Annotated in this window: 13 protein-coding genes; 8 read left to right on the top strand and 5 right to left on the bottom strand. The window is 40.2% G+C overall.

Annotated elements, in window-relative coordinates; all coding sequences use genetic code 11:
- Window positions 1–199 precede the first annotated feature (199 nt).
- Together MTP24_RS16810 and MTP24_RS16805 are read right to left on the bottom strand one after the other, a co-directional pair.
- A complete protein-coding gene (locus MTP24_RS16810) occupies window positions 200–694 on the bottom strand; it encodes a DUF6702 family protein (RefSeq protein WP_243534365.1) in 495 nt (164 codons plus the stop codon).
- Window positions 694–3,141 carry a M1 family metallopeptidase gene (locus MTP24_RS16805; protein ID WP_039037298.1) on the bottom strand — a complete coding sequence of 816 codons (2,448 nt, stop codon included), beginning with the start codon at window positions 3,139–3,141 and terminating at the stop codon, window positions 694–696. The genes MTP24_RS16810 and MTP24_RS16805 overlap by 1 nt, the downstream gene beginning before the upstream one ends.
- A 284-nt stretch (window positions 3,142–3,425) precedes the next feature.
- Here MTP24_RS16805 and MTP24_RS16800 point away from each other — a divergent pair, with 284 nt between their 5' ends.
- From MTP24_RS16800 to MTP24_RS16770, 7 genes are all read left to right on the top strand, one after another.
- Window positions 3,426–3,662, top strand: a complete 237-nt coding sequence (locus MTP24_RS16800) for a hypothetical protein (RefSeq protein WP_039037299.1) — start codon at window positions 3,426–3,428, stop codon at window positions 3,660–3,662.
- A gap of 133 nt (window positions 3,663–3,795) precedes the next feature.
- Window positions 3,796–4,032 carry a hypothetical protein gene (locus MTP24_RS16795; RefSeq protein ID WP_006793303.1) on the top strand — a complete coding sequence of 79 codons (237 nt, stop codon included), beginning with the start codon at window positions 3,796–3,798 and terminating at the stop codon, window positions 4,030–4,032.
- Between the two features lie 78 nt (window positions 4,033–4,110).
- Window positions 4,111–5,358, top strand: a complete 1,248-nt coding sequence (locus tag MTP24_RS16790; RefSeq protein WP_243534363.1) for an exonuclease SbcCD subunit D C-terminal domain-containing protein — start codon at window positions 4,111–4,113, stop codon at window positions 5,356–5,358.
- Window positions 5,355–9,005, top strand: coding sequence for an AAA family ATPase (locus MTP24_RS16785; RefSeq protein ID WP_243534361.1), 3,651 nt, complete (start codon window positions 5,355–5,357; stop codon window positions 9,003–9,005). The genes MTP24_RS16790 and MTP24_RS16785 overlap by 4 nt, the downstream gene beginning before the upstream one ends.
- 20 nt (window positions 9,006–9,025) lie before the next feature.
- A complete protein-coding gene (locus MTP24_RS16780; protein ID WP_203987707.1) occupies window positions 9,026–9,685 on the top strand; it encodes a class I SAM-dependent methyltransferase in 660 nt (219 codons plus the stop codon).
- 145 nt (window positions 9,686–9,830) lie between these two features.
- Window positions 9,831–10,277, top strand: a complete 447-nt coding sequence (locus tag MTP24_RS16775; RefSeq protein WP_138740692.1) for a hypothetical protein — start codon at window positions 9,831–9,833, stop codon at window positions 10,275–10,277.
- 128 nt (window positions 10,278–10,405) lie between these two features.
- Window positions 10,406–10,798, top strand: a complete 393-nt coding sequence (locus tag MTP24_RS16770; RefSeq protein ID WP_203987704.1) for a hypothetical protein — start codon at window positions 10,406–10,408, stop codon at window positions 10,796–10,798.
- Window positions 10,799–10,869: 71 nt separating this feature from the next.
- On the opposite strand, the gene MTP24_RS16765 is transcribed toward MTP24_RS16770, so the two are convergent.
- From MTP24_RS16765 to MTP24_RS16755, 3 genes are read right to left on the bottom strand one after another with little or no spacing between them, the layout of a single operon-like run.
- Window positions 10,870–11,262 (bottom strand): ACT domain-containing protein, encoded by a 393-nt coding sequence (locus tag MTP24_RS16765; protein ID WP_203987702.1) that lies wholly within the window; start codon window positions 11,260–11,262, stop codon window positions 10,870–10,872.
- A gap of 17 nt (window positions 11,263–11,279) precedes the next feature.
- Window positions 11,280–11,822, bottom strand: coding sequence for a hypothetical protein (locus MTP24_RS16760; RefSeq protein WP_203987699.1), 543 nt, complete (start codon window positions 11,820–11,822; stop codon window positions 11,280–11,282).
- Between the two features lies 1 nt (window position 11,823).
- Window positions 11,824–12,279, bottom strand: coding sequence for a YaiI/YqxD family protein (locus tag MTP24_RS16755; RefSeq protein ID WP_004588273.1), 456 nt, complete (start codon window positions 12,277–12,279; stop codon window positions 11,824–11,826).
- 120 nt (window positions 12,280–12,399) lie between these two features.
- Between MTP24_RS16755 and MTP24_RS16750 the strand changes: the two genes are divergently transcribed.
- Window positions 12,400–12,921 (top strand): lipocalin family protein, encoded by a 522-nt coding sequence (locus MTP24_RS16750; RefSeq protein ID WP_243534359.1) that lies wholly within the window; start codon window positions 12,400–12,402, stop codon window positions 12,919–12,921.
- The last annotated feature ends 128 nt before the right edge of the window (window positions 12,922–13,049 follow it).

Genomic DNA, 13,049 nt, shown 5'->3' with positions numbered 1-13,049 from the left:
GCGAGGTGGTCAGTAACTTCACTGCAACTACCAATGAACAAAAGCTTAGCAGCTAGTTGTATGTTGCGCAAAACAAGGTAAATATAAACAACCCAATTTTTTACGTAACTTGGTATTTTACCGATCAATTATGAACGCACGTTAAATAGTGTAATAAAATACGCACTTAAATAAGCGCGTATTTTATATTAACAATGAGTTAGTTAGCCTCAAAGCGAGCTTCAAGCCAGGTATCATCCTGAGCAAAGTTTAGGGTTTTAACTTTACCTTTGCCTTCAACGTTCACCATATTAACTTGTGATGGCCATAAATCACGCAGCGCACCATTGCTCATTTTTATCCCTTGAATTCCCTCTGGGATAGGCGCTTCTTGATAAACCCAAAAAAACTTACCATCAACCTGAGCGCCAACAAAGTTAAGCGGCACAACATCACCATTTAATGTTTGCAAAGCCACATGTGACTCAACATATTTGGCAAAGCGTTGTTGATCGGTTTTATTGCTAATTATATCAATTTTACCTTTAAATAAGCTGCTAACAGCATGCTCAGTATCGTGTAAGTAAAACCGATGCATAAGCTCAACATTATGCGTTCTTTTGTTAAAAAGCACAGTCGTTACTGATGATTTTAATTGATGCGCCATACTTGGCGCAGCAATTAAAAAGCAAACAACAATAAACAAAAAACGCATTATTGCTGTTCCTCTACTTCATCCTTTGCGTCTTTTTTCTCATCGCTTTTAAGCTCTGTTTTAATATCTTGCATGATATCGCGACTCACTTTAGCTTTACTCTTACTCTTTTTAAATACTTCAATACGTGAAGGAATAATACGACGTGGGTAGTTATTATTTTCTACATCAACGTCTGCAGTTTCCCAGCGTGGATCAACACTTACTGATACAAGCGGCTTATTTTTATCAGTAACTATAAGCTTTTGTACATTTTTATGATTACGACGCCAAATTTCAGCAGGAATGTAACGCTCTTCTTTAGTGCCATCTTCATACGTGAGCTCAAGTAAAATTGGCATCACCAAACCGCCTAAGTTTGAAAATTCCATCACGTAATAGTTTTGATCGTCACTTAAAGCACGGTCTAGCGTTTTACGCTCCCACGGCTCAAGCCCTTTTAAAAACTTGTTGTACGCGTTGCGCTCTTTATTCGTTACCGTGAAACGGTCATTTTCGTCATAAAAATCAGTAATATCAGGGTTTTTCTCAACCCATGTTTTTTTACCTTCTGCACGGTTACGCTCAACAAATAACGATGTTGGTTTGTCAGCTTCAATATCACGTAGGCGGCTGTAATCTATATCTGGATTTTTAGTATCTAAACGCAGTTGATACACTTTATCTAACGAGATATCTACATGGTCGGTAGTGTAAAACCAGCCGCGCCAAAACCAATCTAAATCAACACCTGACGCTTCTTCCATAGTACGGAAAAAATCAGCAGGGGTAGGGCGCTTGTATTTCCAGCGCTGTGCGTACTCTTTAAATGCAAAGTCGAATAAATCACGGCCTAAAATCACCTCACGTAAAATATTAAGCGCGGCAGCGGGTTTAGTGTAAGCATTAGGGCCTAAGCGAAGTACGCTATCTGATTGCGTCATGATAGGCACCTGAACTTCAGATTTCATATACGATACAATATCACGAGGCTCAACACCCCAAGGAATAGTAGGATCCCATTCACGTCCAGCAACACCATCTAAAAAGCTATTTAAGCCTTCATCCATCCACGTCCACTGACGTTCATCAGAGTTAACGATCATTGGGAAGTAAATATGGCCAACTTCATGAATCACAACGCCAATCAAAAAGCGTTTTTCAGACTGAGAATAGGTGCGTGTACCGTCATCTTGTAACTTAGTACGCGGACCATTAAAGGTAATCATTGGGTATTCCATACCACCTACCGGACCATTTACCGATTGTGCAGTTGGGTAAGGGTAATCAAACGAATACTTTGAATACACTTCCATTGTGTGCACAACAGATTCAGTAGAATACTTTTTCCATAAGTCGCCACCCTCTTTAGGGAAGAAAGACATGGCCATAACCAGTGGTTGAACATCACCGCCTTGCTGATAGCCTTTTGCATCCCACATAAATTTACGTGAAGACGCCCATGCAAAATCACGAACATTATCGGCTTTAAATCGCCATGTTTTCGTTTTGTCTGTGCCTTCTTTTTCGTTTTCGAGTGCTTCTTCTTCGGTCACGATAAACACAGGACGCTTAGCAGTTTCAGATTGCTTTAAACGTTTACGCTGCGTGCTTGTAAGTACCTTGCTTGGATTATCTAACTTACCCGTCGCCGATACAATGTGATCAGCGGGTACTGTAATTTCTACGTCGTAATCGCCAAATTCAAGCGTAAATTCACCTGAGCCTAAAAAGGCTTTATTCGTCCATGCTTCGTAATCTGTGTACGCCGCTAAACGCGGGAACCACTGGGCAAGTAAAAATATATCGTTGCCATCTTTTTCAAAATGCTCATATCCTGAGCGTGCGCCAACAGCATCTTCTTCAACAATATTGAACGCAAAGTCCATGCTGAACTCAACTTCTTTACCTGGCTTTAACGGCTCATTCAAGTCAATACGCATTAATGTATCTACGATTGTTACACGTAGTGCTTTACCGTCTTCGTCTTTAACATTGCTTATTGCAAAGCCAAGTTCGTTGTCACTCATAAATTGCTGGCGACGTAACTGCCCTAGGCTCAGTTTTGCGGGCTTTTGCGCAGGCAGGCTTTGTAACGTGCTTTTAAAGGTTTTAGTGGTTTCAGCAATTGAATCACTTTTAAAAATATTTTGGTCTAACTGTAACCATAAATATTTTAATGTATGCGGTGAGTTATTTTTATACTCAATGCTCTGGCTTGCACTAAGACGACGCTTTTTTTCATCTAACTTCACGTCAATATCGTAGTTAACTTTTTGCTGCCAGTAATTTTCACCTGGTTCACCCGCAGCACTGCGGTAAACATTTGGTGTCGGCAATGCTTCATCTAACTGACGAAACTTATCAACAAACGAGCCTTTTGTTTGTTCAACTGAAGACGCAATAGCACTACCCGACATTACCATTGGCAATAAAAGAGCACTAAGCGTAAGACTTATTTTTTTCATTGTTAGTCCTAAAATAATTTTGTGATCATACTGTGTCAAATGTAGCCGTTTTCTTCAATTAAATAGCGACCAAACACCCTATTTTTAGGGTGATATTCACTAAAGTTTTGTACGCACAAATAACAATAATTTGTTAGCTATTTTAATTCATTTAAAAATGTAAAGGGGGTTTACAAATTTTAAACCGACTAGAGCATTAAAACACTCACGTATTAGCCAACTTCAGGTCAAGTTCATCAAATGAGATTACAGTGGAGTTAAGTGAGATTTTAAAGGTCCACGCTATGAAATTCTATATTGTAAAAAAGGCAAACAAACTAGACGCAATTCCTGCTGAAAAAGAACTACTTGAGCGCTATAAAGCTGACCATTATTCTTATGTAGATATTGTGTCGGCCTGCAACAAAGAAGATGCGCTAAAGCGGCTAACCACTGAACAAAAACACAGTAAAAAACAGCTCATAATTGGCGTAAATATTGCGGTGTTTTCACTAATTTTAATTATTTGTACGATAAATTGAAATTACCGTAGTTTTTGGTTGATCTTTGTAGTCATTTGTATTTAAAATCGCCCACCTTTTTATTTGAGGCAAATAAATAACAACTATTTATCCTCAAGTATTATCGATTACAAGTAAGAAATGCGGTGGGCTCATGGATTTTTATATCCTAAAAAAACAACAAGAACTAATTGCAATCCCAGCCAACGAAAATAGCTGTAAGCAGTACCTAGATTCAGGTTATTTTTACATTGATAAAGTAGCTGCTTGTAACGAAACTAACGCACTTAAAAGACTACAATCCAAACAAACTAAAACGTTAAAAAAACCTCTACTCATCGCATTGATTGCTTTGCCAGTAATTTTTGGCATTTGGTACAGCTTAAGCTAACTGTTTAGTTATACTGAGGCTTGCATCTTTAGCAGCCTTGGGTATATTGGCGCTCTTACTGGTTTTTAAGAGCGCGACATGAAAGTCCTTCATACCTCCGATTGGCACCTTGGCCAACAATTTTACGAACACGACCGCCGTGTTGAGCATCAAGCATTTTTTACCTGGTTACTTGCCACACTTGTTGAGCAGCAAATAGATTTGTTATTAGTCGCAGGCGATATTTATCATACGGCAACACCCAGTGCCAGCGCCGAAAACCAACTTTACCAGTTTATAAAAGACGCTAAAAAACATTGCCCACACATGCACGTGGTAATTATTGCTGGCAATCATGACTCTGCAAATCGTATTTTAGCGGCTCAACCCTTACTTGCTCAATTTGATACCCACGTAGTAGGGCGTTTTGATGTATCAGCGCCTGGCGATATTATTATAGAAATAAATACTAATAATAAACGCGCTGTAATCGTCGCTATGCCTTTTTTACGTACCAGCGATATAAGCTCACTTAGTCATACTAAAAACGGCCCTAGTTACGCACAAGGCGTTGAAAAAGCCTATAAGCTTGCCCTTGATCACGCCTATAGCATTAACGCGCAAAATTCGCCGTTAATTGTAATGGGGCACTTACATGCCAAAGGCGGTGATATTTCAAGTGACTCAGAACGTAATTTAGTGATTGGTGGGGAGGAGTCTATTTCGGCCAGTGTATTTGGTAACAAGGCAGACTACGTAGCACTGGGGCATCTACACAAAGCGCAACAAGTTGCTAAAAACGAGACTATTCGCTACAGCGGCACGCCTATTCCCATGTCGTTTTCAGAACGTAACTACACACACCAAGTTAATGTTATCGAATTTAAAAGCGATAAAAAACAGAGCATTAGCACAACTGTAACCCCCCTTTACATTCCGCGCTCAGCCGACGTTATTATTTTACCAAAAGGAGAGTGTGTGCCACTGAATGACTTATGTGAACAAATTAAAGCACTTGATACATCACAACATGCTATTGCCCCTTATTTACGCGTAAAGCTTAAATCAAGTGATACCGACACCACCTTCAGAGAACAAATAGAACAAGTACTAGAAGGTAAGCACGTAAAATTTTGCGGTATCGAACGTGTTCGTGAACAAACAGCCCAAACCGACAACGACACAGTATTTGAAGATTTAAGTGAAGTTGAAATGCTCAATCCGCTCAATTTATTAGAACAAGCCTTTGCAAATGATAAAGACATGGCAGGGCAGAACGTACCCGATGAACTAAAAGTGCTTTTAAACGATGTAATAAGTGAGCTGACGGAGCAAGAGCAACTATGAAAATAACCGCAGTACGCATTCATAACTTAGCATCAATAGTAGACGCCGAAATCGACTTTACTCAAGCCCCACTAAAAGATGCGGGCTTATTTGCAATAACCGGCGACACCGGCGCGGGTAAAAGTACCTTTTTAGATGCTATTTGTTTGGCGCTTTACACAAAAACGGCACGCCTAAAAGGCGATAAAGGTAATCTGATTGATTTTAATGGCGACAGCATCAAATTAAACGATGCGCGTAACTTATTACGCCGTGGAAAGTGGGAAGGCTTTGCTGAGGTTGACTTTGTAGGGCAAGACAAACACCTTTACCGCGCCCGTTATTCTATACAGCGCACCCATAAAAAAGTAACCGGTAAATTAAAAGTCGCCGAGCACACGTTAGTTACCCTACCAGATGAAACATTAATAGCCGACAAAAGCCAAACCTTAAAACAAATAGAAAGTAAAATAGGTTTAAGCTTTGAGCAATTCTCGCGTGCGGTATTATTAGCGCAGCACGAATTTGCTGCTTTTTTAAAAGCCACTGGCGATGAACGCGCGCAATTATTGGAGTGCCTAACAGGCACCGACAAATTTAGCCTAATTGGTAAGCGTATTTTTGAACGTAACAAAGAGTTAAAAGATAAGTTTGATTTACTACAAGCAAGCCTTTCAAGTTATACCTTATTGAGTGAAGACGAATTAGCAATAAAACACACCACGCTTAATGAGCTAAAACAGCAAATAGAACACACTAAAAAAACAATAATAAGCACAGAGCAAAACTTAAATTGGTACAAGCAAGCAAGTGCACTTGAGCTAGCACTTGAAGAGGCAACAAAAAGTCAGCAGCATGCTACCAACGAGCTTGCAAAAATTGCTCAACAGAGTGAGCAAGCAAAACAAGCACAAAGCGCACTTGAGATAAAAGATAACCGAAAACGACATGAGTATTTAACAGCGCAAAATAACACCCTAAATAAACAAATAAGTGACTTAAAAAATATTGATCATGCAACGCTTATTGCAAAGCAAGCCGAGGCACTTAAAACCAAACAAAGCGAATTAAAAACAGCGCAAGAGCAAAAGCACTCTGCTGAGCCAATTATTGCAAAAGCCCGCGAGCTCGACAGCCAGCTTGCTATACACGCACAAAGCATTACTAGCCTTACTCAGCAAAGTGATAAAGAGCAGCAACAACTTAGCGAATTACAAATTCAGTTTAAACACAGCCAAACCGTGCTTGATGAGGCAACTAAGCTAAATACGCAGCATCAGCAATGGCTTACTGAACATACACAGCTTAAACCGCTCGCGAATGATTGGAATTATTACCAACACAGCTTTAATACGTATTTAAGTGCTAATGAGCAACTTAATGCAACAGCAACCCAAAATAAGCAACTGCTAACAGAGCAAACCAAACAGGCTGAGCTTTTAACAGCGCAAAATAAAAAGGTAGAGCAGCAAGAGCAGCAACTAAGCCATGATCAAAAAAACCTAAACGAGCTGAACGAGCACCAACGCCAATTCAATATTGAGCAATGCGACAGCGAACTTAAAAATATTGATTACTTAAAAGAGCAGCGAATACGCTACGCTCAATTTACCCAAGAGCTTAAGCAAAGCACACAAGCGCAAAATAATATTGCAGCTAAACTTAGCCAAAGTGAGCAACAGCAGCAGTCGCTTTTACAAAACCTAGCAACGTGCGCGCAAGCACTTAAACATAACGAATATGCGCTAAACCAAGCTCGCCTGCGTGCCAGCGAAAACGTAGAGCATTTGCGCGCACAGCTTAACCCTAACGAACCCTGCGCAGTGTGCGGTGCAACCGAGCACCCCTATGCTACTAATCAAAACCCGCAATTAAACAACTTAATAGCCGATTTTGAAGCCAACTATACTTATGCTAAAAAGCAGCACGATAGTGCACAAACGCAGTTACACACACATCAAACACAACATGCCGTACTCGTTAACGAGCATGCTCAGCACGGTCAAACCATTCAAACGCTCAATACTAAACGAAATGAAATAAAAACCACCATGGAGACTGCGCGTACTCACCTAAATGCCCTCACAGCAGAGCAGCTAGATGAAACCTATAAACAGCTTAACGAGCAAAAAGCGCAGTATTTTGAATCGCAAAAACAGCAAACTACCCTACAAGCAAAAGTAAATCAGCAACAAAGCTCACTAAAAGCTGAGCAGCAAATACAGCAACAATTGCATAATTTAAACAGTGAACTAACCAATAAACTAAGCCAAGTAAATACAAAGCACGCTGAGCTAACGTCGCAAATTAACGATCTAACCACAACACTTAATGCACAATTTGAACACAGCAACTTTTGGCAGCAGCTGCAAACTGGCTCGCTTAACTTAAATGATTTAAGCCAACAGGTTGAGCTGTATCAGCATACATATGCGCAACTTGAGCAAAGTCAAAAACAAATAGACACAGCCAATCAGCAATTACAGCAGCTTAAGCCACTAATGACTAAAAGCGAAAGTGCACTTAAAACGCTAAAAGATGATTTAGACAATGCTCAACAGCTACAAAATACAACACAAAGTGAGCGCCTTGCGTTGTTTAATAACGAGCAAATAAGCGTAAACGACTACCAAACAAGAATTAATGCCCAGCTTGAGCAATGCCAAGCTCAGTTAACTAACAGCCAGCAAACTTACGATAACGCTGTAAAAAAACGAGACGAGCATGCAATTGAGCTTAAAAACGCAGAGCTGCGTTTAGCCGAGCAAAGCACGGAGCTTAAAACACTTGAAGAGCGCTACAACGAATGGTTTAGCGACTTTAAAGCCCAGTACAGTGAGGCAACGCACGAGCAGATCACAATTTTACTAACGTTAAGCAGTGAGCAAATTAAAGCCCATTTAACCCAGTTTGAGCAGCTTTCAGCTGCACTTTTAGATGCAAATGCTGCGCTTAAACAGCAACAAAGTGCGCATACAGATCACCAAAATACTAACAAGCCATCACAAAACCACGCTGAACTTAGCGAGCAATTAACGGCATTAAATACAAAGCAAACTGAGCAGCAAAATAGTTTACTTACCATTAATACCGCCATAGAGCAGCATAACCAAAATGCCAAAGCGCTTGAGGGTAAACAAACTGAGCTAGCTACTCTTAAAAAGCAGGTAGAGCAGTGGCATTTATTAAATAAAGTACTAGGCGATGCAACCGGTAAAACCATGCGTAACTTAGCGCAAACACAAACGCTAAAAATTTTACTGCATTACGCTAATAGCCACTTAAAAACCCTTAATAAACGCTACGAGCTTACAGCCATTGCGCAATCGCTCGATATTGCCATTATTGACCGCGATATGGCCGACGAACAACGCTCGGTTAATACACTCTCTGGCGGTGAATCGTTTTTAGTATCACTAGCATTGGCATTAGGGCTTGCATCCCTTTCGTCAAACAAAGTACAAATCAACTCTTTGTTTATTGACGAAGGGTTTGGTACGTTAGATAGCGAAACACTCAGCGTTGCTATGGACGCGCTCGATTCGTTGCAAGCACAGGGCCGCAAAGTAGGGGTTATATCGCATGTGAGCGAAATGAGCGAACGTGTAGCCACGCAAGTTCATGTAAGTAAGCAAAGTGGTGGATACTCCACTATTGAAGTTTTATAAGCTGATTAAAGGAGTTAAAAATGCCGACATTTACAGGCGAGCAAGCAACACATTACGATAGTCGCATTACCCGCTTAGTACCTGGTTATGAGCTATTACACCAACTTACCAATGCACAACTACTCGCTACGTTAGCAGACAACGCGCATATTTTAGTAGTAGGAGCCGGTACAGGTAAAGAAATACTCGCCCTTGCCGCGCTTAACCCTACTTGGCAATTTACCGCGCAAGATACCTCAAGTGATATGCTCGCAATTGCTAAACAAGCGTTTGAAGAGCACGGCATAGCAAAGCGCGTTAACGTTATTGAAGGCGAGCTTGATAAGCTATCTACTAAGGCCGATTCGGCGCTATGTCTACTCGTAATGCACTTTTTAAAAGACGACGGCAGCAAAAAGCAGCTACTCAAAAACATTAAAGCTAATTCAAATAAAGGCGCAAACTTATTTATTAGCGATTTAATGAAACCCGAAACCGACTTTGAGCGCGAAGCACAAATTACTGTGTGTGCCGATTTAGGCTTAAGTGACGCAGGGCAGGCCTACACAGCTCAAAACTTAGAAAGTGAGTTTTACCCACTTGATAGAATGCGCTTAAGTGAATTACTTAACGAGTGCAAATACGGTATTCCTAAGCTTTATTTTAAAGCGCTGGGGTTTAGCGGATACGTTGTTAAATAGTCTTAACCTTAGCACCGTTCTGGCTTCAGTCGGTGTTTTATTTGAACACATTCTTACATCTTCTAACAGGTACAAACAAAGCTCTCACAGTTTTATTACTAATTAGTGAATATGATTATACTCATTACCAACACAGAGAATAATCATGAAAAAAAGTTTAATTGCCCTTTTATTACTGTCTGGCTGTGCCTCTCAGGGCGTTGATCGCGATGACCAAGGTCATATCATTAAGCATTACTATGCTACGGTCGAATCAATTGAAAAGGTAAAGCTGTCATCAGAAATCGGAACCGGAATCATGGTTGGTGCAGGCATTGGTTTAGCCGAGGATTTAGATGGTAACACCGAAGACATGATCAGCGGTGCAATTGCCGGAGCATTGATTGGCGGACTTTTTACGGCATTATTTGAAGGCGGTAACACAGCATATCAATACACACTTAACGATGTAGATAACGGCGAATTTAATGTAATTCAAAAGAAAAAACTGCCAAAAAGTACTCGCTGTGTAAGAGTAAAAACAGGAAATAAAGTAAAGCTAGAAGCGGCTAATGACAGCTTTTGCCTAAATATAAATAACACCAAAAGCTAACCTAGCTTCAAGGCTCGTATTATTAATTACTTACAAAATGTTGCAATTAAACAAACCTATTAAAATTACTTTTTGGTGTGCTTTGGTATAAGCTCTTTAGCAGTATTTTTATCCATCAAGGAAGCACTATGAAGTTTGAACAGTTATTAAATAATTTTGATATGGGCGTGTGTGTTGAGCAACTTCAAAAAGAGTCGTTATTAGACCTCGCTTTACTTTTTGTCACTGTTGATGGTTCTATTGCTGACGAAGAGCTAAATGTAGTGAGTGCTTGGGCACAAAAAATTGAATGGAAATCAGCAATAGAAATAGACAATTACATAATAGAAATGACTAAAAAATGTGTTTCAGCGGTGCAAACAAACGAAATAGAGTCATTTATTCAACACCGTATGTCGCACATTATTGACCAACCAATGAGAGTGTTTGTTTTAGAGCTTCTTAAGCAAGTAATTGAAGCTGATGGCATAACCCACGAAAACGAACTTAAAGCATTGAAAATTGTTGAATCTATAGTGTAATTAAAAATATTAAAAGCTCGGTTTCTGAACGTTAAACAACCCCGAACCGGGGACTTTTAATCAAATTAAGTTTAACCAATCTCTTTAAGCGCAGATAGCGCCGCCTGTGCTTTATCTATTTGTACAAAAATATGGTCGTGATAAAACGCAGCCACTACATTGGCGCTAATATTATGCCCGGTTAATTTGGCCGATACCGCAGCGGTTAAGCCAACAGCCTCCAGACTTGAATGCACATTAAGGGTGATTAAATTATATTTACCTTCGTAAGTAATACCGGCTTTATCAGCGGTATCTGCATTTAAAATAAGGGTTAGGCCTTCTTCTTCAACGTAACTAGCAAGCGGGTTTAAATGAACGTAGTCAGCAAGGTCGCCTGCTAAACAGCAAAATATATATTCACCCTGTTTAAGCTCGGGGTTCATTGATTTTAATAACGTATTTAGCTCTAAAATTCCCGCCATGTTGATTCCTTAAATTTTTAATTAGCTGTTTTAAGCTTAGCTACAAGCCCGCTTAATCGGGCTATTTTAATATTACTTAACTGCCTATAATCAAAGTACGGGCACACAATAATGTTATTCGTTGTATCAATTGCAAACTCATCGTCTAGCCAATTAAATTGCGCATTAAGCTTACCTTGCTGTAATAAGTTTTTAGCATGGGTTCGCCCAGCAATAATATGCAGCTGGTTTTTATTAGTGCCGTTAATAATGGGGACACTAAATAGCAGCGCTGTTTTCCTGTTTTTTTGCAGTAAAAATGTATCGCGATACGCTTGCCAGCTATCGGCTTGTTTAGCAAAGCTGTAATGCTCACTCGGTAGCGCAAACAATACTTTAGCGTATACGTTAAACACTTTACGCCAGCCATTACCACAGTGCTGGTTTATGGTATTTATTTGCTCGTTTATTACAGGCTCAACACTTTGCAGGGTTTCAAAGTAGGGCATAGGCGGTGCTTTTGCGACATACACGGCTATATTAAAATCATGCTCACCTAGGCCAATAGCTTGCTCACTCACACTAGCTCGCCTTTTTTTGCGCTAAAATACGGTCGAGGTTATTGGCAAAGTTTTGGCGGTCAGTTTGGCTAAGCGGTGGTGGCCCGCCACTCATTTCTACGCCGCTTGAGCGCATGGTGTCCATAAAGTCGCGCACGTTTAATAACGAGCGAATATTCTCTGGTGTGTAAAGCTCACCGCGCGGGTTAAGTGCTTGGCCACCGTTATCTATAACTTCACTGGCAAGGGGGATGTCGCCAGTAATAACTAAATCGCCTTTTTCTACACGCTTTACTATTTCGTCATCGGCCACATCAAACCCGCTCGAAACCTGTACGCGGCTTATAAATTTTGAAGGCGGAATGCGCATTGCATGGTTAGCCACTAAAATGGTCGGTGTTTGCGTGCGCTCAGCGGCTCTAAAAAGTATTTCTTTTATTACCACAGGGCATGCGTCGGCATCTACCCATATTTTCATGCATAAATCTTTTAATTGCTCTAGTATTTAGCTGATCCTATAGCAATTTATTTTAATCGGCTAGCAAACTTTATTTGGTTAAAGCCGTACAAACTGCATCACATTTAAAAAGGAGCTTTCATGAAGGCCATTACGACTATTTTACTTATTACAGGGTTATTTTTACTCACTGCCTGCACAAGCGCACCTGAGGGCATTACTCCGGTTAAAAACTTTGACTTAGAGCAGTACAAAGGTAAGTGGTACGAAATTGCCCGCCTTGATCACTCATTTGAAGAGGGCATGGAGCAAGTAACCGCAACTTACACAGTAAACGACGATGGAACAGTAAAAGTGCTCAACAAAGGTTTCATAACTAAAGAGCAAAAGTGGGATGAAGCACAGGGCTTAGCAAAATTTGTAGAAGGGACTGACACAGGCCATTTTAAAGTCTCGTTTTTTGGCCCACTTTATGGTGCTTACGTAATTTTTGAATTAGACCAAGACGACTACCAATATGCGTTTATAACCAGTTACAACCGAGACTTTTTATGGTTTTTATCACGTACGCCTACCGTTAGTGATAAGCTTAAACAACATTTTATAGCTAAAGCAAACAAACTAGGCTTTGCCACAGAACAAATTATTTGGGTTAAACAGTAGGCTATTTAGCTATGTAAAGGGGCTTTACAATTGTAGTGCTAATGATTGTTACAGCTGTAATAAAACGATCATCTTACTGTAAGGTAAGTTAAATATGTTCGGGCTATATTAGCTGCACTTGCAACGAG

The organism is Pseudoalteromonas sp. APM04 (assembly GCF_022809815.1).
GTDB lineage: Bacteria > Pseudomonadota > Gammaproteobacteria > Enterobacterales > Alteromonadaceae > Pseudoalteromonas > Pseudoalteromonas marina.
The sequence above is the reverse complement of the archived record's forward strand: the minus strand, read 5'-3'. Positions and strand labels throughout refer to the sequence as shown.